At 72.1% G+C, this 25115-nt stretch carries 22 protein-coding genes; 10 read left to right on the top strand and 12 right to left on the bottom strand.

What is annotated here, in order from left to right; all coding sequences use genetic code 11:
- Nucleotides 1–48: 48 nt before the first annotated feature.
- The gene (locus ABZT02_RS01455) at nucleotides 49–1191 is read left to right on the top strand and encodes a methyltransferase (protein ID WP_356013032.1); all 1143 of its coding nucleotides are present in this window, start codon (nucleotides 49–51) and stop codon (nucleotides 1189–1191) included.
- Nucleotides 1184–1948: a class I SAM-dependent methyltransferase gene (locus ABZT02_RS01460; RefSeq protein WP_356013034.1), complete on the top strand. Its 765-nt coding sequence runs from the start codon at nucleotides 1184–1186 to the stop codon at nucleotides 1946–1948. The genes ABZT02_RS01455 and ABZT02_RS01460 overlap by 8 nt, the downstream gene beginning before the upstream one ends.
- Here the strand turns inward: ABZT02_RS01460 and ABZT02_RS01465 are convergent.
- Nucleotides 1926–2777 (bottom strand): class II fructose-bisphosphate aldolase, encoded by an 852-nt coding sequence (locus tag ABZT02_RS01465; protein WP_356013037.1) that lies wholly within the window; start codon nucleotides 2775–2777, stop codon nucleotides 1926–1928. The genes ABZT02_RS01460 and ABZT02_RS01465 overlap by 23 nt on opposite strands.
- Nucleotides 2778–2785: 8 nt before the next feature.
- The gene (locus ABZT02_RS01470; protein WP_356013039.1) at nucleotides 2786–3670 is read right to left on the bottom strand and encodes an SIS domain-containing protein; all 885 of its coding nucleotides are present in this window, start codon (nucleotides 3668–3670) and stop codon (nucleotides 2786–2788) included.
- A 190-nt stretch (nucleotides 3671–3860) separates the two neighbouring features.
- Here ABZT02_RS01470 and ABZT02_RS01475 point away from each other — a divergent pair, with 190 nt between their 5' ends.
- Nucleotides 3861–5681 (top strand): glycoside hydrolase family 15 protein, encoded by a 1821-nt coding sequence (locus ABZT02_RS01475; protein ID WP_356013041.1) that lies wholly within the window; start codon nucleotides 3861–3863, stop codon nucleotides 5679–5681.
- A gap of 59 nt (nucleotides 5682–5740) precedes the next feature.
- A complete protein-coding gene (locus tag ABZT02_RS01480; protein ID WP_356013044.1) occupies nucleotides 5741–6616 on the top strand; it encodes a PhzF family phenazine biosynthesis isomerase in 876 nt (291 codons plus the stop codon).
- A 3-nt stretch (nucleotides 6617–6619) separates the two neighbouring features.
- Here ABZT02_RS01480 and ABZT02_RS01485 read toward each other — a convergent pair whose 3' ends face one another.
- On the bottom strand, nucleotides 6620–7585 hold the full coding sequence (locus ABZT02_RS01485) for a hypothetical protein (protein WP_356013046.1): 966 nt from the start codon (nucleotides 7583–7585) through the stop codon (nucleotides 6620–6622).
- Nucleotides 7586–7744: 159 nt separating this feature from the next.
- Between ABZT02_RS01485 and ABZT02_RS01490 the strand changes: the two genes are divergently transcribed.
- Nucleotides 7745–10039 (top strand): heavy metal translocating P-type ATPase, encoded by a 2295-nt coding sequence (locus ABZT02_RS01490; RefSeq protein ID WP_356013048.1) that lies wholly within the window; start codon nucleotides 7745–7747, stop codon nucleotides 10037–10039.
- Nucleotides 10040–10268: 229 nt separating this feature from the next.
- Here the strand turns inward: ABZT02_RS01490 and ABZT02_RS01495 are convergent, their stop codons facing one another.
- The 5 genes from ABZT02_RS01495 to ABZT02_RS01515 all read right to left on the bottom strand — a co-directional run bounded on the left by ABZT02_RS01495 (nucleotide 10269) and on the right by ABZT02_RS01515 (nucleotide 14799).
- Complete coding sequence (locus ABZT02_RS01495) at nucleotides 10269–11039, bottom strand: cupin (RefSeq protein ID WP_356013051.1); 771 nt, start codon at nucleotides 11037–11039, stop codon at nucleotides 10269–10271.
- The gene (locus ABZT02_RS01500) at nucleotides 11015–11941 is read right to left on the bottom strand and encodes a PmoA family protein (protein ID WP_356013053.1); all 927 of its coding nucleotides are present in this window, start codon (nucleotides 11939–11941) and stop codon (nucleotides 11015–11017) included. Before ABZT02_RS01500 ends, ABZT02_RS01495 begins: the two co-directional genes overlap by 25 nt.
- Nucleotides 11938–13050 carry a Gfo/Idh/MocA family oxidoreductase gene (locus tag ABZT02_RS01505; protein WP_356013055.1) on the bottom strand — a complete coding sequence of 371 codons (1113 nt, stop codon included), beginning with the start codon at nucleotides 13048–13050 and terminating at the stop codon, nucleotides 11938–11940. The genes ABZT02_RS01500 and ABZT02_RS01505 overlap by 4 nt, the downstream gene beginning before the upstream one ends.
- Nucleotides 13051–13218: 168 nt before the next feature.
- On the bottom strand, nucleotides 13219–13836 hold the full coding sequence (locus ABZT02_RS01510) for a TOPRIM nucleotidyl transferase/hydrolase domain-containing protein (protein WP_356013057.1): 618 nt from the start codon (nucleotides 13834–13836) through the stop codon (nucleotides 13219–13221).
- Nucleotides 13837–14013: 177 nt separating this feature from the next.
- Entirely contained in the window at nucleotides 14014–14799 is a 786-nt protein-coding gene (locus tag ABZT02_RS01515) for a class I SAM-dependent methyltransferase (RefSeq protein ID WP_356013058.1), read from the bottom strand.
- Nucleotides 14800–14959: 160 nt separating this feature from the next.
- On the opposite strand from ABZT02_RS01515, the gene ABZT02_RS01520 reads away from it, so the two are divergent.
- The 5 genes from ABZT02_RS01520 to ABZT02_RS01540 all read left to right on the top strand — a co-directional run bounded on the left by ABZT02_RS01520 (nucleotide 14960) and on the right by ABZT02_RS01540 (nucleotide 20960).
- Nucleotides 14960–16162 carry a sensor histidine kinase gene (locus ABZT02_RS01520; RefSeq protein WP_356013060.1) on the top strand — a complete coding sequence of 401 codons (1203 nt, stop codon included), beginning with the start codon at nucleotides 14960–14962 and terminating at the stop codon, nucleotides 16160–16162.
- Entirely contained in the window at nucleotides 16159–16806 is a 648-nt protein-coding gene (locus tag ABZT02_RS01525; protein ID WP_356013062.1) for a response regulator transcription factor, read from the top strand. The genes ABZT02_RS01520 and ABZT02_RS01525 overlap by 4 nt, the downstream gene beginning before the upstream one ends.
- 161 nt (nucleotides 16807–16967) lie before the next feature.
- Complete coding sequence (locus tag ABZT02_RS01530; protein WP_356013064.1) at nucleotides 16968–18107, top strand: GNAT family N-acetyltransferase; 1140 nt, start codon at nucleotides 16968–16970, stop codon at nucleotides 18105–18107.
- Nucleotides 18108–18198: 91 nt separating this feature from the next.
- On the top strand, nucleotides 18199–19428 hold the full coding sequence (locus ABZT02_RS01535) for a DegT/DnrJ/EryC1/StrS family aminotransferase (protein WP_356013066.1): 1230 nt from the start codon (nucleotides 18199–18201) through the stop codon (nucleotides 19426–19428).
- Nucleotides 19429–19505: 77 nt separating this feature from the next.
- Entirely contained in the window at nucleotides 19506–20960 is a 1455-nt protein-coding gene (locus ABZT02_RS01540; protein ID WP_356013069.1) for a glyceraldehyde-3-phosphate dehydrogenase, read from the top strand.
- 15 nt (nucleotides 20961–20975) lie between these two features.
- Here the strand turns inward: ABZT02_RS01540 and ABZT02_RS01545 are convergent, their stop codons facing one another.
- The 4 genes from ABZT02_RS01545 to ABZT02_RS01560 all read right to left on the bottom strand — a co-directional run bounded on the left by ABZT02_RS01545 (nucleotide 20976) and on the right by ABZT02_RS01560 (nucleotide 25091).
- Nucleotides 20976–21596, bottom strand: coding sequence for a DinB family protein (locus ABZT02_RS01545; RefSeq protein ID WP_356013071.1), 621 nt, complete (start codon nucleotides 21594–21596; stop codon nucleotides 20976–20978).
- Nucleotides 21597–21681: 85 nt separating this feature from the next.
- Nucleotides 21682–23322 carry a thiamine pyrophosphate-binding protein gene (locus ABZT02_RS01550; RefSeq protein ID WP_356013073.1) on the bottom strand — a complete coding sequence of 547 codons (1641 nt, stop codon included), beginning with the start codon at nucleotides 23320–23322 and terminating at the stop codon, nucleotides 21682–21684.
- Nucleotides 23319–24107, bottom strand: a complete 789-nt coding sequence (locus tag ABZT02_RS01555) for a cyclase family protein (protein WP_356013075.1) — start codon at nucleotides 24105–24107, stop codon at nucleotides 23319–23321. The genes ABZT02_RS01550 and ABZT02_RS01555 overlap by 4 nt, the downstream gene beginning before the upstream one ends.
- A 69-nt stretch (nucleotides 24108–24176) precedes the next feature.
- On the bottom strand, nucleotides 24177–25091 hold the full coding sequence (locus tag ABZT02_RS01560) for a LysR family transcriptional regulator (protein ID WP_356013077.1): 915 nt from the start codon (nucleotides 25089–25091) through the stop codon (nucleotides 24177–24179).
- Between the last annotated feature and the right edge of the window lie 24 nt (nucleotides 25092–25115).

The following is a 25115-nucleotide window of genomic DNA, read 5'->3' on the forward strand; positions in this document are numbered from 1 at the left end:
GGGCCTGAGCTGCGGCTCCGATAGCCTGGACGCACGATGGACGACCGAATGACGACCCCCTGGGGCGAGCTCGCCCTCACCCGCTTCCCCGCGGACCCGCGTGACCGGCTGCGCGCCTGGGACGCCTCCGACGAGTATCTGCTGAGGCATCTCGCGGACGAGGAGGTGGTGCTGTCCGGCACCGTCGTCGTGGTCGGGGACCGCTGGGGCGCCCTGGTCACCGCGCTGGCGGCGCACCGGCCGGTGCAGATCACCGACTCCTTCCTCAGCCAGGAGGCGACCCGGGCCAACATCGAACGCGCCGGCGTCGCATCCGGCACCGTCCGGCTCCTCACCACGCAGGACCCGCCGCCCGGACGCGTCGACGTCCTGCTGGTGCGCGTGCCCAAGAGCCTGGCCCTGCTGGAGGACCAGCTGCTGCGGCTGGCGCCCTCGGTGCACGAGGGCACGGTCGTGGTCGGCACCGGCATGGTGAAGGAGATCCACACCTCCACGCTCCAGCTGTTCGAGCGGATCCTCGGGCCGACCCGCACCTCGCTGGCCGAGAAGAAGGCCCGGCTCGTCTTCTGCGAGCCCGAGCCGTCCCTCGTACGGCCCGACAGTCCCTGGCCGTACGGCTACGCGCTCCCGGACGGCATCGGTGCCGCCTCCGGGCGGACCGTCGTCAACCACGCGGGCGTCTTCTGCGCGGACCGGCTCGACATCGGCACCCGGTTCTTCCTCCAGCACCTCCCGGACAGCCGCGGCTCCCAGCGGATCGTGGACCTGGGCTGCGGCAACGGCGTCGTCGGGACGGCGGTGGCCCTGGCCAACCCCGAGGCCGAGGTGCTGTTCGTCGACGAGTCCTTCCAGGCCGTGGCCTCGGCGGAGGGGACGTACAAGGCGAACGGGGTGCCGGGGCACGCGGAGTTCCGGGTGGGGGACGGTCTGTCGGGGGTACCGGCGGACAGCGTCGACTTCGTCCTCACCAACCCGCCCTTCCACTCCCACCAGGCGACGACCGACGCGACGGCCTGGCGGATGTTCACCGACGCGCGCAGGACGCTGCGGGCCGGTGGCGAGCTGTGGGTGGTCGGGAACCGGCATCTCGGATACCACGTGAAGCTGCGGAAGCTGTTCGGGAACAGCCAACTGGTGGCCGGCAACCCCAAGTTCGTGGTGCTGAAAGCGGTAAAAAGGACGAGTGACTGATTCCTCGGCGCGCGACTTCTACGACTTACTGGCTCCGGACTACCACCGGATCTTCGCGGACTGGGACGCGAGCATGGCGTATCAGGCGTCGGTACTGGGCCCCCTCCTGGGGCCTGGCCCCCACCGGGTCCTGGACTGCGCGTGCGGGATCGGCACCCAGGCGATCGGTCTGGCGCTGGCCGGGCACCGGGTCGTCGGCAGCGATCTCAGTCCCGTCGCCGCCGCACGCGCCACCGCGGAGGCATCGGCCCGAGGCGCGCAACTGCCCACGGCTGCCGCGGACATGCGGCGGTTGCCGTTCGCGTCGTCCGTCTTCGACGTCGTCGTCTGCGCCGACAACTCGCTGGCGCACCTGCTGACGGCCCCGGACGTGAAGGCCGCGCTCGCGGGCATGCGGAGGGTGCTGCGGAGCGACGGCCTGCTGCTGCTCACCCTGCGGGACTACGACGAGATGCGCCGGACCAGGCCCGGCGCCCCGCCTCCGCAGGTCTCCGAGACCTCCGAAGGCCGGGTGATCACCTTCCAGCTGTGGCACTGGCACGAGGACGGCGAGCACTACGACCAGGAGCACTTCCAGCTTCAGCCCGGCGACGGGGACGACTGGGCCGTCCGCGTCCGCCGTACGACCTCGTGGGCGCTGACTCGCGCGCAGCTGACGGAGTTCGTGACCGCGGCCGGTTTCGTCGACGTGCGTCGGCACGAACCGGCCTCCAGCGGGTTCTACCAGCCCGCCCTCACCGCCCGAGCAGCTGGATGATCCGCCGGGCCGCCTCGACCATGGCGTCCCGCCCGACACTCAGGTACGTGCGCGAGTCCACCGCCTCGGGGTGAGCCGCGAGGAACTCCCGGATCGCGCCGGTCATGGCGATGTTCAGCGCGGTGCCGACGTTGACCTTGGCGATGCCGCCCGCGACGGCCGCGGTGAGTTCCTCGTCGCGCACTCCGGAGGAGCCGTGCAGGACGAGCGGGACGTCCAGGGTGGTGGCGAGGCGTTTGAGGAGGTCGTGGTCGAGGGTGGCGGTGCGCTCGGTCATCGCGTGGGCGCTGCCGATGGCCACGGCGAGGGCGTCCACACCGGAGTCGGTGACGAAGGCGCGGGCCTCGTCCGGGTCGGTGCGCGCGCCGGGGGCGTGGGCGTCCAGCGCGGGCCGGCCCGGCTTCCCCCCCACCTCCCCCAACTCGGCCTCGATCCACAGCCCTTGGGAGTGCGCCCAGTCGGCTGCGGCCCGGGTGGCGGCGAGGTTCTCGGCATAGGGCAGGTGGGCCGCGTCGTACATGACGGAGCCGAAGCCGGCGTCGGCCGCCTGGCGGAGCAGGTCGTCGCTCTGGACGTGGTCGAGATGCAACGCGACGGGTACGGCGGCGCGTTCGGCCGCGGTGACGGCGGCGCGGGCGAGCGGGAGGAGACGGCCGTAGCGGAACTTGACGGCGTTCTCGCTGACTTGGAGGACGACGGGCGCGTCGAGGGACTCGGCGCCGGCGATGACGGCCTCGACGTGTTCCAGGGTGATGATGTTGAAGGCGGCGACGGCGGAGCGGGTGGTCGCGGCGCGGGTGACGAGCTCGCCGGTGGTGGCCAGGGGCATGCCGTCTCCTAGGGGCGGGCGAGGATCACCGAGCGGGTGAGGTTTCGGGGCCGGTCCGGGTCGAGGCCGCGGGCTGTGGCGACGGCGACCGCGAGGCGCTGCACCCGGACCAGTTCGGCGAGGGGGTCCAGGGTGCCGGGCACCCACAGTCCGCCGGTCTCCCGCACCTGCTCGGCCAGCCCCTCGGGTGCCGCGCCGAGCATCCAGGTGGCGGTGCCGTGGGTGGTGATGCTGATGGGGCCGTGCCGGTACTCCATCGCCGGGTAGGCCTCGGTCCAGGCGAGGCAGGCCTCGCGCATCTTCAGTCCGGCCTCGTTGGCCAGTCCCACCGTCCAGCCCCGGCCGAGGAAGGTGAACTGCGCACACTCGACGAGGCCTTCGGGCAGGGGCGTCGAGAGCGCGGTGCGGGCGTCGGCCACGACGGAGTCGCTGTGCAGGCCCAGGTGGGCGCGGAGCAGGGTGAGGGCGGTGGTCGCGAACCTCGTCTGGACGACGGACTGTTCGTCGGCGAAGTCGAGGACGACCACCTCGTCGGCGACCGTCATGACCGGGGTGGCCGGATCCGCGGTGAGGGCGGTGGTGCGGGTGCGTCCCTTCAACCGCCCCAGCAGGTCGAGGACTTCGGTCGTCGTACCGGAGCGGGTGAGGGCGACGACCCGGTCGTACGAGCGGCCGTGCGGGAACTCCGACGCGGCGAAGGCGTCCGTCTCGCCCTGGCCCGCGGCCTCGCGCAGCGCCGCGACCGCCTGTGCCATGAAGTACGACGTGCCGCATCCGACGATCGCGACCCGCTCCCCGGCTGCCGGAAGCACGCCGGAGTGGCGTGCCGCCTCCGTCGCGGCCCGGGTCCAGCACTCCGGCTGACTGGTCAGCTCGTCCTCGACATGGGTCATGCCGCACCCTCCGTAGTTTGCTTGTTCTTGCAAGATACAGCGACGTTTCGAGCATAATCAAGCATGTGCATGCAAGGAGCGAAGGCGACCGGCGGTGCGGGGAGGCAGGGCTGCGGCTCCTCGCGGTGAGAGGGCCGTTCCCCTGACACCTGTGGCCGAACCTGCCTAGGCTGATCAGCAGGAGGCTGCGATGAGCGGATCACCCAGCAATCACCCGGGCTACCTGCCGATCGCCGAGCACGGTCTGATCGGTGACCTGCGCAGTGTGGCGCTGGTCGGGACCGACGGCACGATCGACTGGTACTGCTGCCCGTCCTTCGACGCGCCGAGCGTCTTCGCGTCGATCCTGGACGCGGAGCGCGGGGGCGCCTTCGAGCTGGCGGCGGCCGTGCCCGCGCGGACCAAGCAGTTCTACTTCCCCGACACCAACGTCCTGATCACCCGGTTCTACACCGAGGACGGCGTGGGCGAGGTCCAGGACTTCATGCCGGTCGACGGCGACATGGTGGAGACCGACCGGCACCGGCTGATCCGGCGGGTGGTGTGCGTCCGCGGCTCGATCCCGTTCCGCACCCGCGTGGCCCCGCGCTTCGACTACGGCGCCCAGCCGCACACCCTCCGCATGGTCGGGGACGTCGCGGTCTTCGAGTCCGCCAAGCTGTCACTGGGGCTGACCGCCACCGTGCCGCTGGAGACCGAAGGGGCGGACGTACGCGCCGACTTCAAGCTCTCCGAGGGCGAGTCGGCGGTCTTCGCGCTGGACCAGGTCGGCGGCGAGATCACTCCGCGCCGGTGCGCGCGCACCGAGGCCGAGGAGCAGTTCAACAGCACGGTCGCCTACTGGCGGCACTGGCTGTCCGCCTCCAAGTACCGGGGCCGCTGGCGGGAGATGGTGCACCGCTCCGCCCTCACCCTCAAGCTGCTCACCTACGCGCCCACCGGCGCCATCGTGGCCGCGCCGACCACGAGCCTGCCCGAGCAGCTCGGCGGGGAGCGCAACTGGGACTACCGCTACGTGTGGGTGCGCGACGCCGCCTTCTGTGTGTACGCCCTGCTGCGGCTCGGCTTCACCAGCGAGGCCGAGCAGTTCATGGACTTCCTCATCCGGCACGTCAGCCCGGACGGCCACGGCCACTCGGGGCCGCTCCAGATCATGTACGGCATCGACGGCCGCACCGATCTGACGGAACGTGAACTCCCCCATCTGGAAGGGCATCAGGGCTCGGCGCCGGTCCGGGTCGGCAACGCGGCCGCCGACCAGCTGCAACTCGACATCTACGGCGCCCTGATCGACTCGATCTACCTCTACGACAAGTGGGCCAAGCCCATCTCCAGCGGCCAGTGGGACGACGTGTGCACGCTGGTGGAGTGGGTGTGCGAGCACTGGGACCAGCCCGACGAGGGCATCTGGGAGACCCGCGGCGGCCGCAAGAACTTCCTGTACTCACGGCTGATGTGCTGGGTGGCGATCGAGCGGGCGATCCGCATGGCCAACCGGCGCGGCCTGCCCGCCGACCTGAACCGCTGGCGGGAGTGCCGCGACGCGATCTACCAGCGGATCATGCGGCGCGGCTGGTCCGAGACCCGGCAGGCGTTCGTCCAGCACGAGGGCGGCGACGTGCTCGACGCCGCCGTCCTGATGATGCCGCTGACCAAGTTCATCGCGCCGACCGACCCCAAGTGGCTGTCCACGCTGGACGCGCTCACCGAGGAGCTGGTGTCGGACTCCCTCGTCTACCGCTACGACCCGACGGCGAGCCCCGACGGGCTGCGCGGCGACGAGGGCACCTTCTCCATCTGCTCCTTCTGGTACGTCGAGGCGATGGTGCACGCCGGGCGGATCGACGAGGCCCGCCTGGCCTTCGAGAAGATGCTCACCTACGCCAACCATCTGGGCCTGTACGCCGAGGAGATCAGCAACACCGGTGAGCAACAGGGGAACTTCCCGCAGGCGTTCACCCACCTCGCCCTGATCAGCGCGGCGTTCAACCTGGACCGGGCGCTCGGCTGAGGAGCCGCCGCTCGTCGTGGCCCGGAATAGGTGCCGTGCGGTCCCACGTTGCCGTCGGCATGACGACGAACGCGCCGCGCCCCGAGGTCCTGCGATACACCGCCTTCTCCAGCAGCCCCGAGGGCGGCAACCCCGCCGGCGTCGTACTGGACGCCTCGGCCCTGGACGACGCCGACATGCTGGCCATCGCCGCCGAGCTCGGGTACTCGGAGTCCGCCTTCCTGACCGCGCCCCCCGAGGGGCTGGAGGGGCCGGAGGGACGAAAGTTCAGCATCCGCTACTTCAGTCCCAAGGCCGAGGTGCCCTTCTGCGGGCACGCCACCGTCGCGACCGCCCTCGCGCTGGCCGAGCGGATCGGGCCGGGAGAGCTGGTGTTCGCCACGCCTGCCGGAACCGTGCCGGTGTCGGTGGCCGAGGAGGGCGGGACGGTCCTTGCCACGCTCACCAGCGTCACCCCGCACGTGGAGGAGATCTCCGACGCCGACCTCGCGGAGGCGCTGGCCGCACTCGACTGGCCGGCCGGCGATCTCGACCCGGCGTTCCCGCCCCGCATCGCGTTCGCCGGTGCCCGCCACCTGGTCCTGGCGGCGGCGACTCGCGCGCGCCTCGCGGAGCTGGCGTACGACTTCGCGCGCCTCGAAGCCCTGATGCACCGGCTGGACCTGACCACGGTCCAGTTGGTGTGGCGGGAGTCGGCCGCCGTCTTCCATGTCCGCGACCCGTTCCCCGTCGGCGGTGTCGTCGAGGACCCGGCGACCGGTGCCGCGGCCGCGGCGTTCGGTGCGTACGCGCGTGATCTCGGCCTGGTTCCGGAGGACGCCGTCCTCACCCTGCACCAGGGAGATGACCTGGGCCGCCCCGGTGAGCTCACGGTGACCCTGCGCGCGGGCGAGCCCCGGGTCCGGGTCGGGGGCGCGGGGGCTCGCATCGGCTGAGGGTCAGTGGCCGTGCTCGCCGGACGACTCGTGCGGAGCCTCGTCCGCAGGCGCGCCGACCGCTCCTCCCGCCCTGACCGTGAACGCGGCGGTGCGCACCTTGCCCTCGTGCTTGAAGTCGAGGAAGAGCCGGTAGGTGCCGCCGCTGGGTGCCGTGGCCGTGAAGGAGATGTCCGGGCCGGCGGCGGTGGTGCCGTCGCCGGGCTCGCCGTTCGGGTGGACGTGGAGGTAGGCGAGGTCGCCGGAGCGCAGGGCGACCAGGTGGCCGTAGGCGCCGAGGTAGGGCTGGAGGTCGGTGACCGGCCTGCCGCCCCGGGCCACCGTCAGCTTGAGTTCGCGGGCGGCGCCGGGACGCAGCGCGCCGCCGAGCTTCACCTCGTAGCCGTCGGTGGCGGCGGTGGTGTTCGGTACCGGAAGGTCCTGCGGTGCGTAGGTGCCCGACACGGCCAGGTCCGCGCCGAGGGTGAGGTTCTCGGCGCCCTTCTTGTCGGGGGTGAAGTCGGCGAAGACCCGGTAGCCGCCCGCCCGAGGCAGGGACACGGGGATGCTCCAGGTTCCGTCGGCGGCCCGGGTGGGGTGCAGATGACGGTAGGTGTTGAGGTCGCGGGAGGCCACGATCAAGTGGAGTTCCTTGTCGTGCTCCCGACGGAAGGCGGTGACCGCGCGGCCGTCGTCGCCCCTGATGGCGAAGCGCAGGTCGGCGGTGCGGCCTGCCGCGACGCGCGGGGTTCGCAGGTCGAGGGTGTAGCCGTTCTCGGAGACCTGGAGCCCGCCGGCCGGGTGCGACTCGTGTTCCGAGTGCCCAGCGTCCTGCGAGCGCCCTGAGTCGCCGCCGTCCTTGTGTGCGTCATGGCGGGCGGGCGGCTCGTCCTCGACGACCGGGCCGATGCCCTGGCCCACGCCGTAGGCGGTGCCGAACGTCGCGGCCAGCGCGGCGGCGAATGCGGTGATCTTCAGTCCAGCGTGCATGACCGGCTCCTTCAGCCCGACGAGGGTTCCCGATGCACTTCACCATACCCCTGGGGGGTATCAAGTCAACCCGTTGCAGCGCTTGCTCTGCATACCCGACGGGGGTATACAGGAGACGCGTCACAGAATACCCCTACCCGGTATCCACGAGGAGCATCGATGACCACCACCGCAGCAGCCGAGACCGAGCTCGCCATCGGCGGCATGACCTGTGCCTCGTGTGCGGCGCGCATCGAGAAGAAGCTCAACCGGATGGACGGGGTCACCGCCACCGTCAACTACGCCACCGAGAAGGCCAGGGTCACCCACCCCGCCGGCGTCTCGGTCCAGGAGCTCATAGCGACCGTCGAGAAGACCGGGTACACGGCCCGGGAACCGGCACCTCCCGAGCCCGCCGCCCCCGACGAAGCGGAGTCCGACGAACTGCGGTCCCTGCGTGAGCGGTTGGTGACCGCCGTGGTGCTGGCGGTGCCCGTCATCGCCATGGCGATGGTCCCGGCGCTGCAGTTCCAGTACTGGCAGTGGCTGTCGCTGACACTGGCGGCGCCCGTGGTGACGTACGCCGGATGGCCCTTCCACAAGGCGGCCTTCACCAACGCCCGGCACGGCGCGGCCACCATGGACACGCTGATCTCGGTCGGTACGACGGCCGCCTTCGGCTGGTCCTTGTGGGCGCTGTTCCTGGGGACCGCGGGCACGCCGGGCATGAAACACCCCTTCGAGCTGACGATCGCTCGCGGTGACGGCACCGGGAACCTGTATCTGGAGGCCGCGGCAGGGGTCACCGCGTTCATCCTGGCCGGGCGGTACTTCGAGGCCCGCTCCAAGCGCAAGGCGGGTGCGGCCCTGAAGGCGCTGCTGGAGCTGGGCGCGAAGGACGTGACCGTGCTGCACCCGGACGGGCGCGAACAGACCGTTTCCGTCACGGAGTTGAAGGTCGGCGCCCACTTCGTCGTCCGTCCCGGCGAGAAGATCGCCACCGACGGGACCGTCGTAGAAGGCGCCTCAGCCGTGGATGCCTCGATGCTCACCGGTGAGTCCGTGCCGGTGGAGGTCACCCCCGGTGATGCCGTCACCGGCGCCACCCTGAACGCGGGCGGACGGCTCGTCGTCGAGGCGACCCGGGTCGGCGCGGACACCCAACTGGCCAGGATGGCCAAGCTCGTGGAGGACGCGCAGAACGGCAAGGCGGCCGCGCAGCGGCTGGCGGACCGGACCTCCGGCGTGTTCGTCCCGGTCGTGATCGCCCTGGCCCTGGGCACCCTGGGCTTCTGGCTCGGCAACGGCGCCGGTACGGCCGCCGCGTTCACCGCCGCGGTCGCCGTACTGATCATCGCCTGCCCGTGCGCCCTGGGGCTCGCCACGCCGACCGCGCTGCTGGTCGGCACCGGGCGCGGTGCTCAACTCGGCATCCTCATCAAGGGACCTGAGGTCCTGGAGTCCACCCGCAGGGTCGACACCGTCGTGCTGGACAAGACCGGCACCGTCACCACCGGCCGGATGACCCTGCTGGCCGTGCACGCGGCCCACGGCACCGACGAGGCCGAAGTCCTGCGGCTGGCGGGCGCCTTGGAGCACGCGTCGGAGCATCCGGTCGCGCGGGCGGTGGCCGACGGGGCGCTGGAGAAGCTGGGGTCACTGCCCACGCCCGAGGACTTCGCGAACGTTCCGGGGCTCGGTGTGCAGGGCATCGTCGACGGCCATGCCGTCCTCGTCGGCCGCGAGCGCCTGCTCGCCGACTGGGCGATCAAGCTGCCCGAGGAGCTCCGGCTCATGAAGGCCGCCGCCGAGTCGGCCGGCCGTACCGTCATCGCGGTCGCCTGGGACGGCGAGGGTCGGGCCCTGCTCGAAGTCGCCGACGCCGTCAAGGACAGCAGCCGTGAGGCCGTCGCCCGCCTGCGCGCGCTCGGTCTCACCCCGATCCTGCTGACCGGTGACAACCGGGCCGTGGCCGGGTCCGTGGCCCGCGAGGTCGGCATCGACCCCGAGCAGGTGATCGCTGAAGTACTGCCGCAGGACAAGGTGGACGTCGTCAAGCGGCTTCAGGCGGAGGGCCGTTCGGTCGCGATGGTCGGCGACGGCGTCAACGACGCGGCCGCGCTGGCCCAGGCCGACCTGGGCCTGGCGATGGGCACCGGCACGGACGCCGCGATCGAGGCGGGCGATCTGACCCTCGTCCGGGGCGACCTGCGCTCCGCGGCGGACGCCATCCGGCTCGCCCGCCGAACGCTCGGGACGATCCGGTCCAACCTCTTCTGGGCCTTCGCCTACAACGTGGCCGCGCTGCCGCTCGCGGCGGCCGGACTCCTCAACCCGATGCTGGCCGGTGCGGCGATGGCGTTCTCGTCGGTGTTCGTGGTCGGCAACTCGCTGCGGCTGCGTTCGTTCCGGACCGCGCGCCCAGGAACTCGGCAGGTGCGCTCTCGCGGGCGACTGCGGCTGCTTCGTGGCTGATCGCGCAGTTCCCCGCGCCCCTTACCCGGACCGTCCGCTCACGAAGCGCGGTGGACCGGTCGAAGGCGTGGGCGCTCCACGCCACCCAATCGGCGGGTGCGCTGGCCACGACGGTGACTCGCCGGACCGCCGGAGGCGTGCTGGTCGATCTGGCCGGGCATGCCGAGGTCACCTCATCCCTTCCTCGGGCTTTCTATGCCCCCCTCGAACTCCCCCTGAGCCGACCGGGTCACTCGCCGCGGTACGGCAGCGTCGTGCCCGGCAGGTTGTACTCGTCGCGTCTGCCGCACATCCCGAAGCCGCCGAGCCGGGTCGGGGCGGCCTCGTACGCGGTCGCCTCACCGAGATACGACGGCTCGCCGGACGCCAGCGCGTCGAGCTGGGCGCCGGTGCGCTCGGCGGTGGCCAGGGCGCCGGCCTGCCACAGCTCGCGCCAGTGGGGCACCCTGTCCCGCACCAGCCGGGCGGCGGCCCGCTGGAACTCCACGTACGGGGCGTTGTCGCCGTCGGCGAGGGCGCCGCGCAGCACGAGGTACCCCTCGACGGCGAGGTCCCTGCGGCGCCGGGCGGCGGCCGCCGTCTCCGGCCCGGTCCCGGGCGGGAGACGGGCCGCGGCGGCGTACCGCGCGGGGTCGGCGAGCACCTCCGGCGGGAAGGTGAAGACGGCGTCGCCGGCCTCGGGCAGGCCGCTGTTCTGCATCAGCACCGTGACGCGGAGATCACCGCCCTGGACCATGCGGTGCACGGTGCCCGCCGTGAACCAGGCGATCGAGCCGGGCTCCAGGGGGATCTCCCGGTAGCCGTCGGGGCTCAGCGTCTGCACGGCTCCCAGGCCGCCGGTGACGACGTACGCCTCCGTGCACACCAGGTGCAGATGCGGGCTGCCGCCGCACACGCCGTCGGCGGCCTCCCAGTCGTAGGCACTCAGGTGGGACAGGCCCACGGCGCCGGGCAGCGGGTGCGGGAGGCCGGGCTTCACCAGGACAGGCCTCCCAGACACGAGGAGACGCGTTCCTCGTCCCAGGCGCCGTCGGCCACGACCAGCCGGTAGCGGTACTCGAAGGACTCCCCCGGAGGCAGCTCGAACTCCTCGAAGAACGCCCAGGAGAACGCGACCGTCGGAAAGGGCTCGGAGCGCACGAACCAGTGCGACTCGTGGATCGCGGTCCCGGCGTCGAGGTTCTCGGGGGCATGCGCGAAGACGAGCGTGGAGTGGGCGTCCACGTCGTCGTGCTCGGTGGTGAAGGCGAGCCAGGGACTCTGGCTGCCCATCAGCTTGTCCGCGTCGCCGTCGGTGTCCGGGCCGAAGACCGCGCCGCCGGTGAAGTCGCGGGGGCCGCGCCACTGGAGTCCGGTGTAGCCGGCCATCTCACGGCCCGCGGTGGTGGGGGAACCGAAGCCGAGGGGCTCGGCACGGAGATTCGTGAGCCGGATCGACCAGTCGAGCGCCCAGGAGCCGGCGGTCTCGTCGACCGAGTGGACGGCCAGGCCACGCTCCTCACGCGCCCACTCCTCGCCGCCGTTCTCCACCCAGGTCAGCGCCTCGGTGACGTCCAGCCGGGCCTCGGAGGCCGTGAAGGCGGTGAAGCCGTCGTGCCGCATGGAGCCGACGCGCTCCGGCAGGGGCAGATAACCCTGGCCGTGGACATAGCAGTTGCCGCCCCAGAAGTTCTGCCCCGACAGATGGCTCGCCGTCATCTGCAGGCCCTTGTGCCAGCGGTGGTCGTTGGGACGGTAGCCGGTCACCGTGCGGCCGCCGAGGGTGCGCACCGGGTGGGCGTAGGGCTTCTGGGCCTCGAACGCCTCGGGGTCGGGTCGGTAGACGTAGCGGAGGATCTCCGTGCCGTTCGCCGCCTCGACGGCGATGTGCTCGCCGTGGACGTGGCTGACGCGGATGCTCATGCGCGCTCCTTGGGGGCCCAGTGGGGGTGATCGCCGTGCATGGCCGGGTAGAACGGGTCGCCCGGCGCGATCTCGCCCGCGTGCACGGGCTGCCCCGTGAACGCGGACTTGTAGAGCGCCGCGGCGAACTCGAGGGTGGCACGCGCGTCGGCGCCGCTGCCGGGAGGCCTGACACCGTTGTCGTACGCGTCGAGGAGCGCGCCGAGCTGGGCCGCGTGCGAACTGGGCACGTCGGCGGCGGGCCTGCGCCAGGCGTCGACGCGGTCGGCGGCCACGTGGGGGGCGGGGACGTAGGTCCAGTCCTCGTTGCGGTGGCCGTAGAGGTGGGTGAGTTCGACCGTCGCGTCGGCGCAGTCGATGCGGATGCGGCTCACCTCGTCGGGTGACAGCACGCTGTTGACGACGGTGGCGAGGGCGCCGTTCTCGAACCGGACGAGGGCCGTGGAGACGTCCTCGCTCTCGGTGTCGTGGACCAGCCGGGCCGCCATGGCGCGGATCTCCGTCCAGGGGCCGAGCAGGTGCAGGAGAAGGTCGTACTGGTGGATGCCGTGCCCCATGGTCGGGCCGCCGCCCTCACTGGCCCAGGTGCCGCGCCAAGGTACGGCGTAGTAGGCGGCGTCCCGGTGCCAGGTGGTCTGGCAGTGCGCGACCCGGGGGGCGCCCAGCTCGCCGCTCGTGATGAGCTCGCGCGCGTGGACGGCGCCGGAGCCGTAGCGGTGCTGGAAGACGACGGAGGCGTAGGCCCCGGACGCCTCCTCGGCCGCGGCGATCTCGTCGTACTCGGCGAGGGACAGCGTCAGCGGCTTCTCGCACAGCACCCAGGCGCCCGCCTTGAGGGCGGCCACCGTCTGCTCGCGGTGCAGCGACGGTGGAGTGCCGATGAGGACCAGGTCGGGGCGTACGGCGTCCAGCATCCCGGCCATGGAGGTGTACCCGGCGACCTCGCCGCCCGCGAGCTCGCGAAAGGCGTCGAGTCTGCCCTGGTCCACGTCGACGGCGGCGACCAGTTCCGTGCGCTCGGCGTGGGCCCTGAGCGCGGACAGATGGCTGCCGCTGACGATGGCGCCGGTGCCGACCACGGCTACGCGGCGGCGGGCTGGACGGGGCATACGGTCCTCCTCGAAACGTCCGGCAAGGGGACGCTGTCATGCGGGGAAAGCGCTTGCTCTCCCGAGGACGACCCTAGATCCCCGGCGATTGTCCTAACAAGACCCCGGGCGGTGATATCGGTGACCACGCCCGCCTTCCGGCGCTCCGCGTGTGCGAGAAATCCCCGGTCACAGTGTTGCGAACAGGTCGTCGAGCGGGGCGGGCACCCGGTCGGGGTCGAGGGCTTCGACGAGGACACGGCCGTAGTGGATCTTGCGTCCCTTCTTCGTGCCGAGGAAGCGCCGCAACTGCTGCTGGGCGGGGCGGCCCTGCTGGGCGGGCTGGGCCAGGAAGGTCTGGAGGGGCCGCAGGTCGCCCTCCTCGCACACGAGTTCCTTCACCCGGGCCACGCCCAGCGCGCGGATGAGTTCGTCCTCCAGGTCCGCCGCGCAGACGAAGTACCCGTCCGGTGCCGCGCCGGCCCGCTCCCAGCCCCGGGCGTAGAACGGCCGTTCCCTCTCGTCGCACAGTCCCGTCAGCCGCAGGCCCAGGCCCGACGGGCCGAGCAGCCCGGCGAAGCGGCCGACGCTCATCGCCCCGCCCATCGCCAGGACGCAGAGCCCCTCGGCGGCGAGGTTCCGGCCCCGGCTCGCGGCCAGCGCGTCGACCGCCGCCACGTCGCTCGGTCCTTCGAGCAGGACGACGGTCCGGACGGACAGCCGCGCGGCCAGTTCGTGTGCCGGGCCGCCGGAACCGCCGGCCGCCCACGCCGTGACCGCGTCCCGGAACTCCCCCATGTCAGCCATGGCACGAGTCTGTGCCCTCACCGGCCCCGGCGACAGGCAATTTCCGCCGGGGTCACCGGCTCGGCTCCCCGTGCGTCACCCGGATCTTGGACTGGCCGTGCGGAACATGCGCTCCTCAGCCGGCCGCCGTGACCGCGTCCCGGAACACGGTGCCCTTTCCCACCACACACCCCGGACTCATCGGACCGTCTCCTGGTGCGTCACCCGGATCTTGGACTGGCCGTGCGGGAGTTCCTCCCAGTCGTCCATGAAGCGGGCTCGCAGCCCGTGCTTCTCGGCCAGGGCGACGAGTGTCTCGACGCGGTAGTAGAAGTCCTCGCGGAGCACATGGTGTTCCTCGCCCTCGGTGCGGTCGAAGGTGAAGTCGAACCAGCCTTCCGGGGCGAGCACCCGGCCGACGTGGGCCAGGCACTCCTCGATCACCGGCAGCGGCGAGTGCGAGAAGACGCTGTGCGCGTGGACGACATCGAAGTGGGCGTCCGGCAGGAAGCGCAGCGTCAGGTCCCGGACCGGGGTCAGGTTCGGCAGCCGCTTCTGCAAAGACATGTCGACGACAGTGTCCTGCGCGGCGAAGAGGATGTCGGGCGAGATGTCGATCCCGTGGTAATGGCCCGGCTCCAGATGGCGGATGAAGCGCCAGCCGCCGCGCAGGTTGCCGCAGCCGATCTCCAGCATGCGGTGCTCGGGGCGCAGTCCGTGGCCGAGCAGGTAGTCGAACTGCATCGCCCCGAGCGCCAGCCAGCGCTCCCGGCTGCGGCTGCCCACGGCCGCGTCCGGATCGGTACGGGTGTCCGAGCGCATCACGGCGCGGTAGTAGGAGACGTGGTCCGGGTGCCGGCGGCGCAGCCACAGGTCGCGGGCGGCGCGGGCCACATGGCGGGGCACGCGGTCGGGGTGGCGCAGGGCGTAGCCGACACGATGGCCGAGGGCGGCACGGTTGGCGGTGAGGTTCCTGGCGGGCATCGGGAGGCCTTTCGGAGGTCTTCGCTGTGCTGCCAAGCCTCGGTGCGGCGGCCGGGGGTCCGGCTCGGTCAACAGGCTCGCGCCCCGGGGAGGTTCGGGCGACCGCCATGTCAGCCGATCGGTTGATGCGGTTCCACGTCCGGCACGTTAGACACGGAGCATGGACCCCACCGATCCGGACGAGCGCTGGCTGGGCGCGATCGTGCACGGCGCGTTCTTCCTGCTGCTGTGCTCGTCGTTCGCCCGCTTCCTGAGCCGCGACCAGGGCGGGGCGCGCACCGGCTGGGTGGTGGCGCTGTTCGCGTTCTTCTGTCTGCTGTACGTCCTCGGGCATCTGCTGGCCCCGCCGCCCCGGCCGGGACTGCCGCCCACCCGGCGTCATCTGTTGTGGCTGGGCTCGGTCACCGCCGTCTGGGTCGTCCTGCTCGTGCTCGCGCCGAGCGCCACCTGGTGCGTGATGCCCCTGCTGTTCGCGGGACTGCACGCGCTGCCGCCGAGGATCGCGGTACCGGCGGCGGCCGTGCTCACCGCGCTGGTCGTGCTCTCTGAGATACGGGTGGCCGACGGGCCGCTGAACCCCAACATGGTCGTGGCCCCGCCGGCCGTCGCCGCGGTCGCCACCGCCGTACTCGTCCATCTGCAACGGCAGGGCGCCCGGCAGCGCGTGCTGATCGAGGACCTGGTGCGCACCCGGCACGAACTCGCCGCCACCGAGCGGCGGGCCGGGGTCCTGGCGGAGCGGCAGCGGCTGTCCGCGGAGATCCACGACAGCGTCGCGCAGGAGCTGTCCAGTCAGCGGATGCTGCTCCAGGCCGCCGAACGGGTGTGGGACGCCGATCGGGACGCGGCCCGGGAGCACGTCCGGGCGGCGGCGGAGATCACCTCGCGCAGCCTCACCGAGGCCCGCCGTTTCGTGCACGACCTGGCCCCGGCCGACCTCGCGGAGCGTTCCCTCGCCGAGGCCCTGGGCGAACTCGCCCGGCGGGAGAGCGGACCGGGGCTGACCGTGGAGTTCCGGCTGGACGGGGAACAGGGGCCGTTGCCGGAGCGGGTGGCGGCGGCGCTGCTCCGGATCGCCCAGGGCACGCTGGCCAACGTACGGGAGCACGCGGCGGCGACCCGGGCCGCGCTCACGCTGACGTGGCTGGACGACCAGGTCTCGCTGGACGTCGCCGACAACGGACGGGGGTTCGAGCAGTCCGGGACCCGGGTGCCCGAGTCGTCCACGCGGGGGCACGGGCTGCCCGCCATGCGGATCCGGGCCCGCCAGGCCGGCGGCTCGCTCACCGTGGAGTCCACGCCGGGAGAGGGCACCGTGGTGTCGGCCGCCGTCCCGCTCGTCGTCAAGGAGCCCATCCTGTGAGTACGTCACCGCCCTCCTCCCTCGTCCGGCTCCTGATCTGCGACGACCATGCCGTCGTACGCGCCGGGCTGCGGGCCCTGCTCTCCAGCGCGGACGGCATCGACGTGGTCGCGGAGGCCGCGACCGGTGAGGAAGCGCTCGCCATGGCGGCCCACCTGCACCCCGACGTCGTACTGATGGATCTCCAACTCGACGGTGGCATCGACGGGGTGACGGCCACCCGGCAGTTGACGGCCGGAGGCGAGCGGGGCCCGCGGGTGCTGGTGCTCACCATGTTCGACACCGACGCCGACATCACCCGTGCCATCGAGGCGGGTGCCACCGGCTATCTCCTCAAGGCGGAACAGCCCGAGGAGCTGTTCTCGGCCATCCGTGACGCGGCGTCGGGCCGCAGCACGCTGTCCGCCCCGGTGGCCGACCGGCTGCTGACCCGGCTGCGCAGCCCACGCCCCGCCCTGTCCGTCCGCGAGCACGAGATCCTCGCGCAACTCGCCCGTGGCCTCGGCAACCGGGAGATCGCCCGGGCCCTGTTCATCAGCGAGGCGACGGTCAAGACCCACCTGGGGCGGATCTACGGCAAGTTGGGCGTCGAGACCCGGGCGGGCGCGGTGGCCGTCGCCAAGGAACGACGGCTGCTGCCGTGACCGGCGGCGGGAACCAGGCGCGTCCGATCCGCACTCTTCCGTTACGGCAGGCACCCTTGACAGCATGCGTACTGTTTGGCGACGTTTGATCCTTGCCGACACTTTCGATCGGCGGGACGCGGACGCCGCGTCGTGGGGGGAATTGGGGGGAACGATCGCCCATGCGATCCATGAGCAGTGACACGGACATAACGATCCACCGACCCGACGAGCTCGGCATCTCGCTCCGCACGGCCTGGCACCGGGCGATGGACGAGACGCCCGACTACGCCAACCCGTTCCTGGCACCGGAGTTCGCGGCAGGGATCGGCAGGCACCGCGGCGCCGCCCGGGTGGCGGTCCTGCACCAGCGCGGCGAGGCCGTGGGCTTCCTCCCGTACGAACGCGGCTCCTTCGGCGTCGGCCGGGCCATCGGCCTCGGACTGTCCGACTGCCAGGGTCTCGTGCACCGCCCCGGGGTCACCTGGGACACCGGGGCGCTGCTGAAGGCGTGCCGGCTCTCGGTGTTCGAGTTCGACCACCTCGTCGAGGAGCAGAGCCCCTTCGCCCCCTACGTCACCGGGACGTTCGCCTCCCCGGTGATCGATCTGAAGGTCGGCAGCGACAGTTACCCGGAGTGGCTGCGCGGCGCGTACCCGGGGCTCGCCAAGACCACCCTCAAGAAGGAGCGCCGGCTCACGCGCGACCTGGGTGAGATGCGGTTCGTGTTCGACGAGCGCGACCCGAGGGCGCTGCGCACGCTGATGCAGTGGAAGTCCGCCCAGTACCGCCGGACGGGCCGGATGGACCGGTTCGCGCGGCCGTGGATCGTGAACCTGGTGAAGGACCTCTTCCATGTCCGCGAGGAGCACTTCACCGGGCTCCTCTCGGTGGTGTACGCCGGTGACCGACCGGTGGCCGCGCACTTCGGGCCGACCTCGCGCACGGTGTTCGCCCCCTGGTTCACCGCGTACGACCCCGAGCTGCGGTACTACTCCCCCGGTCTGATCATGCATCTGCGGATGGCCGAGGCGGCGGGCCGGCGCGGGGCGCGGCTCATGGACATGGGGCGCGGCGACAAGGAGTGGAAGGACTGGCTCAAGACCCGTGAGCTGCGGGTGGCGGAAGGATTCGCCACCCGTCCCCATCCGGTCGCGACGGCCCACCGTCTGTGGCGCCGCCCGGTGCGGGGACTGCGCAACACGGTCAACGCCCATCCGGCCCTGCGCGAGCCCGCCGACCGCCTCCTGAAGACGGTCGGCACCCTGCGCACGTCCCGGCACCGCTCGGACTCCGACCGCGCGGTGCCGCCGGCGAGCTGACGCGAGCCCGTTCCCTCGGTTCCCGTGGGGGACGCCGACGCGTGTCCTCATCCACGGCCCTTACCCTGGCCCGTCGACACAAGGGGTGCCGATGCCGTACGGCTCGCGGCTGGCCGCGACGATGACCCGACGTCTGGGACGCGAATGCGTCTACACACCCTCGGCCCGGCTGGCCCTGTACCTGGCGCTCCGGCGCTGGTGCCGGCCGGGCGCACGGGTGCTGATGTCACCGGTGAACGACGACGTGATCCTGTTCGTGGTCCTCGCGGCCGGGCTGCGCCCCGTGATGGCCCCGGTGTCCGTGTGGGACGGCAACATCGACCCGGCCGCGGTACCGGAGTCCACCTGGCGCGACGTGGACGCGGTGCTGACGACCAACCTGTACGGAGTGCCCGACCGGGTTCTCGAACTGCGGCGCCGCTGCGAGCAGTTGGGGATTGCGTTGTTCGAGGACGCGGCGCACGCGATCGGCAGCCATGTGGACGGGCAGCCGGTCGGGACCTTCGGGAAGGCGGCGGCGTTCAGCCTGTCCAAGCACGTGGCGGGGATGGCGGGCGGCTTTCTCGCCGTCGAGGACGCGCGCACGCGCCGGCAGCTGGAGCTGCTGCGCGACGATCTCCTGACCCCCGGCCGGCTGCGTGCGGACCTGACCACGACCCTGCGTCCGCTGGCCCGGTCCGCCGTCCGGTCGCTCCATCTGGTGCGCCCGGTGTGGCGGACCATGGAGCGCCTCGGGTTGATGGAGCGCGACGCGTTCCGGATGGCCCTGCAGGCGCCGCGGCTCGCCGCCGCCGCCCGGGAGGCCCCGAGCCTGGCCGCCTACGAGCGGTGGGTCCGTGTCGATCTGCACGGCTACCGTTCCCGGCACGGCGCGCTGGTCCGCGGCCAGCTCGGTGTGCGGATGGCCCGGCTCGACGAGGACCTGGCCCGGCGCAGGGCCGGGGTCGCCCTGCTGGCGGGCACGCCGTGGGCCTCGCCCGCGTTGCGCGACCGGACGGCGCACGACGGCCCCCTCCCGCTGTTCCGGGTGCCGCTCCTGGCCCACGACCGCGACGCCCTCGTGCGGCGGCTGGTGCGGCACGACGTGGTCTGCGGGTACCTCTACGATCCGCCGCTGGACGACTACGCGGGCGCGGAGTTCGTCGAGCCCTCGCCCGATCCGGCGCCCGCCCGCTGGTTCGCCGCGCACTCGCTCCCCGCCGATCCGCTGCTGGCCCGCCGGATCGTGGCCGCGTTCACGAAGGAGCGGGTGGTCGACGCGCACCCCGCGCTGCTGCGGCCGGTCCCGGACGCCACACCGCCCCGGCTGCTGGGCCAGTGAGCTGTGGCACCCAGGCGATCGATCAGAACATCAGGGGGGTTAGCATATGAGCGCCGCCTAGCTCGAAAGAGAATTCTGTGACTGTCAAGGACGACTCGTTCACCGACTGGAAGAACCGCGAGGAGATCGCGGAATCGATGATCCCGATGATCGGGAGGCTGCACCGGGAGCGTGACGTAACGGTTCTGCTCCACAGCCGTTCCCTGGTGAACAAGTCGGTGGTCAGCATCCTCAAGACCCATCGGTTCGCCCGGCAGATCGCCGGCGAGGAGCTCTCCGTCACCGACACCCTGCCCTTCGTCCAGGCCCTCACCACGCTGGACCTCGGCCCCTCGCAGATCGACATCGGCCGGCTGGCCGAGATCTACCAGGCCGACGACCGCGGTCTGTCGGTGGCCGAGTTCACCGCCGAGGCCGTGGCCGGCGCGACGGGCGGCAACAAGATCGACCGCCGTGAACCGCGCGACGTCGTCCTCTACGGCTTCGGCCGCATCGGCCGCCTGGTGGCCCGGCTGCTGATCGAGAAGGCGGGTTCCGGCAACGGCCTCAGGCTGCGCGCGATCGTCGTCCGGGGCGGCGGCGGGCGGGCCTCGGAGGATCTCGTCAAGCGGGCCTCGCTGCTGCGCCGGGACTCCATCCACGGCCAGTTCCAGGGCACGATCACCGTCGACGAGGCCGAGAGCGCGATCGTCGCCAACGGCAACACCATCAAGGTGATCTACGCGAACGACCCCTCCGAGGTCGACTACACGGCGTACGGCATCAAGAACGCCATCCTGATCGACAACACCGGCAAGTGGCGCGACCGCGAGGGCCTCTCCCAGCACCTGCGCCCCGGCATCGACAAGGTCGTGCTGACCGCGCCGGGCAAGGGCGACGTCCCCAACATCGTGCACGGCGTCAACCACGACACGATCAAGCCGGACGAGCAGATCCTGTCCTGCGCCTCCTGCACCACCAACGCGATCGTGCCGCCGCTGAAGGCGATGGCCGACGAGTACGGAGTGCTGCGCGGTCACGTGGAGACGGTCCACTCGTTCACCAACGACCAGAACCTGCTGGACAACTACCACAAGGCCGACCGCCGGGGTCGCTCCGCGCCGCTGAACATGGTGATCACGGAGACCGGCGCCGCCTCCGCCGTCGCCAAGGCGCTGCCCGACCTCAAGGCGCCGATCACCGGCAGTTCGATCCGGGTGCCGGTGCCGGACGTCTCCATCGCGATCCTGAGCCTGCGCCTGGGCCGCGAGACCACCCGCAAGGAGGTCCTCGACCACCTCCGTGACGTCTCGCTGACCTCCCCCCTCAAGCGCCAGATCGACTTCACCACGGCCCCCGACGCGGTCTCCAGCGACTTCATCGGCTCGCGCCACTCCTCGATCGTCGACGCCGGCGCCACCAAGGTCGACGGGGACAACGCGATCCTCTACCTCTGGTACGACAACGAGTTCGGCTACTCCTGCCAGGTGGTCCGGGTCGTACAGCACGTGACCGGCGTGGAGTACCCGACCTATCCGGCGCCCGCGGTCTGATACCGCTGGTCGCGGTCAGGGCCGCCGTTCCCGGTACAGGTCGCGCAGCAGGGCGATCTCGGCGCCGTGGTGCAGGACTTCCTGGTTGACCCACCAGACGACGTCGAGGAACGGTTCCTCCGCGTCGCTGCCGTGTGGATAGGTGCAGCGGCCGACGGTGTCGAGGTCGGTGTCGTCGGTGGCGCGCAGCGCGGTGCGCCAGGCGTCGGCGGCCGTGTGGAAGGCGGCGATCGCGTCGGCGGCGGTGCCGCTCACGCGGTAGTCGTCGCGGGTGAGGCTGTGGGTGCCCGCCGTGTGGTCGGCACGCAGGAGGAGCATCTCGCTGAGATGGCTCAGGCGCCACGCGAGGGTCGTGAACGGCGGCGGCACGGGATGCGGGTGGGGCGCTGCGTCCCGGCCCCAGTCGCCGGTCCCGGCCAGGAAGGTTGCCCGCGCCCCGGGTCCGTCCGTACGCCGCCGGACCGACCAGCACTCGGGCAGCGGCTCCCAGAGGTACTCGTCGTCGGTCATCGCCGCGACCGGGGTGGGTGAGCCGTCGCCGCTGTCCATGACCGGCCCGGCGAGCCGACCGGCCAGGCGCTCGCAGGACCAGTCGAACTGGTCCAGCAGCGGGGTGAGGCGAGGTCCTGTGGTCATCGGTGCTCCCCTGGGTAATCCGGTCCGCCAGGCTGGCACACCGCGGGGCGCCCCGCCCCTGCTTTTCCCCGGGCTCGCCGCCGCCCTAGTGGCCGCGGAACGCTTCCTCCAGCCACCACGCCCCGCGGTCCCGCACCACCTTGGCGTCGATCAGCAGCGGGGCGGATCGCGGGCCGGCGACCCAGTCCTTGACCGCCTTCAGATCCGTCCGCGTGTGCACGGTCACCGCCTCGAAGCCGTAACCGCGGGCCACGGCCGCGATGTCGGTCGGCGGGAACTCGACCGTGCCGAGCGGGTGTCCGTCGGGGCCGAAGTGGTGCACCTCCGCCCCGTAGGCGTCGTCGTTGTACACGACGACGACCATGGGGAGCCCGAGCCGCCGTACGGTGTCGAGGTCGGCGGCGCCCATCAGCGCGCCGCCGTCGCCGAGCGCGGCCACCGGCAGCCGGTCGGGGCGGGCCAGGGCCGCGCCGATCGCGGTGGCGAGGCCGAGGCCGATGGACTGGTATGCCTGGGTGAAGCAGAAGCCGTCCTGGTCGGGCACCGACAGGAACATGCTCGGGTGACCCATGAAGTTGCCGGAATCGACACCGATCACCCGCTCCGCGGGGAGGATGTCGTCGAGCGCGATGCTGAGGGTGCGGGGGTCGATCCGGTCGCGGGTACTCGTGTCCTCGTACGGCACGTCGCGCCAGCGCACGCGCGTGGCGACGGCCTCGGCGATGTCGGGGGTCCGCAGGCCCCGCCGTTTCCCGCCGCAGGCCGCCAGGACGTGCCGCGCGGTGAGTTCGACGTCGCCGGTGACCCCGAGATGCAGCTCCCGGTGCGCGCCGAGTGCCGAGGGGTCGTCGTCGACCTGCACCACGGTCGCGTCGGCGCCGATCAGGGCGCCGTGCCGCATGGTCCACATGTTCAGCGCGCAGCCCCAGCCCACGATCACGTCGGCGCCGCCGATGAGTTCGGCCGCCAGAGGGGACGCGAAGCCGCCGGACACGTCGAGCGACCAGGGGTTGCCGTGGAACAGGCCGCGCGCCACGGCCGACGTCGCCGGCAGTGCGCCGCAGTGCTCGGCGAGAGCTTCGAGGGCGTCCCGGGCGGCGGGTGAGCGGGAGCCGCGGCCGGCCACGAAGACCGGCCGCCGCGCCTGCTCCAACACCCGTGTCAGGGCCGCCACTTCGGATGCGGCCGGCTCCACCGCCGGTCGCGGCGGCGGAGGTGCCGCCTGAGCGAGGGCATCGTCGGGGGCGTCCAACGCCTGTACTTCCAGAGGGAGGTTGAGGAGCACCGTGCGCCGCTCGTGCAGGGCCCGCCGCACCGCCGCGCACGCCTGTTCCACGGCGTCCTCGGCCGAGGCGATCCGCATCGGCAGCGCGCCCACAGCCGCCCCCAGCGCGTCCTGGTCGACGTAGAAGTTGGAGGTCGGCCGGGTGACCTCGGCCGCGAGCACCACGAGCGGCGTGCGGCTCTTGGCCGCCTCGGCGATCCCCGTCAGCGCGTTGGTCAGTCCGGGCCCCTGGTGGACGCTGACGGCGGCCACCGTGCCGCTCACGCGCGCGTACGCGTCGGCCATCGTCGCCGCACCACCCTCGTGGCGCGCGGCGACGAAGCGGGCGCCGGCCGCGACCATGGCGTTGGTCAGATGGAAGTTCCCGGATCCGACGACGCCGAAGACCTGCTCGACCCCGGCCGCGTACAGGGCCCGTCCGACGGCCTCCGCGACCTTCATGACCGCTCCACCAGTGCCAGCACGCGCGCGGGTGAGCCGGAGCCCGCGACGATGGGCAGCGGTCCCGCGACGACGACGCTGCCGGTGGCGGGCAGCGCGGCGAGGTTCTGGAGCTGGGTGAGGCCGTACTTGCCGCTGCCCATCAGGTAGGAGTGGCAGGGGAAGGCCGGTTCGAAGGAGTGCCCGCGCCCGGCGTCCGTGCCGACCGTCTCCACACCCAGGCCGATCACGGGTGACTCCTCGGCCACCCAGCGAGCGCACTCCGGGGACAGCCCTGGGGTGTGCGGGCCGCTCTCGTCGGCGTTCAGGAAGGCCTCCTGGGAGTGCGAGCGGGCGTCCCAGCCGGTGCGCAGGAACAGCCAACCCCCGTCCGGAAGCGGTCCGTTGTGCTCCTCCCACGCCTTGACGTGCGCCACCTCCACCAGGAAGTCGGGGTCCTTGGCCGCCTCGGCGGTGAAGTCCAGTACGGCGGCGGGGGCGATCAGCCGCTGCGGCGGGACGGACGCCACGTCGGCGAGGTCCTTCCCGGTGACCCAGTGGTTCGGGGCGTCGAAGTGCGTGCCGGTGTGCTCTCCGCTGCGGAAGTTGTTCCAGTACCAGGCCGGTCCACGGTCGTCGTACCGGCTGATCTCCTCCAGCTCGAAGATCGCCGTCTGGCCGAACTCCGGAGGCAGCTGGATCACCGGTGTCGACGACGACAGCGGCGAGGTGAGATCGACGACCTCGATCGAACCGGCGCGCAGTGCGGACACCAGCGCGGCGAGAAGGGACGGCTGCTCGGGCATGAGGGCCTCCTGAAACACCCCGGGACTGCCAGCATGTCACCGACCTCCCGTCGAAACCGGGTTCGCCCGTCAGGAGTCGGCCGGTGCGGCGAACAGGTCCTGGATGGTCTCGGTGGCCAGGTCGAGCAGCCAGGTGTGGGCGCGGTCGGTGTCGTGGCGTTGGTGCCACAGCAGGTACAGCGGGACGGCCGGCATCTGGAGCGGCAGCGGGAGTGTGATCAGGCCGAGTCGCTCGCGGGCCGTGCGGGTGACCGCGTCGGGCACGGTGACCACCAGGTCGGTGTCGTGGGCGAGTTGCAGCGCGATCGCGGCAGCGGGCGTGGCGGAGACGACACGGCGTCGGTGGCCGTGCCGGGTCAGGGCGTCGTCGACGGGGTCGCTCAGGCGTCCGCGCCGCGAGACGGTGACGTGTTCGGCGGCCGCGTAGCGCTCGACACTCGACGGACCTTCGGTGAGCGGGTGGCCGGGGCGGACGGTGACGACCAGCCGGTCCCTGCCGACCAGGCGGTGCCGGATGTCGGTGGGCGTCGGCGTACTGGAGCTTGATTCGAGGTCGACCTCGCCCCGGCGCAACTCGGGGCTGTCCCCGCCGGGTTCGGCGGGCAGCCGCACCTGGACTCCGGGGGCCTGTCGGTGCACGGCCGCGATCAGGGCCGTACCGCAGGCGGCGGTCAGGGCGTCGTGCCAGCGCACGGTGAACACCCGCTCCAAGGTGGCCAGGTCCAGTTCCTGCCGCGCGGAGAGCAGGTGGTGGGCCTGCTGCACGAGGGCGTGGACCTCGGTCCGCATGGCCAGCGCGCGGGGCGTGGGGACCATGGTGCGGCCGGTACGGACCAGGATCTGGTCACCGGTGGCCTTGCGGATGCGCCCCAGACTGCGGCTCATCGCCGGTGCGGTGACGTGCAGGCGGTCCGCGGCGCCGGTGACGCTGCCCTCTTCCAGCAGCGCGTCCAGGGCGGTGAGCAGGTTCAGATCCAGTTGCATGGGAGTAACTCTACAAGTGATCAG

The organism is Streptomyces sp. NPDC005402 (assembly GCF_040606575.1).
Taxonomy (GTDB): Bacteria; Actinomycetota; Actinomycetes; order Streptomycetales; family Streptomycetaceae; genus Streptomyces.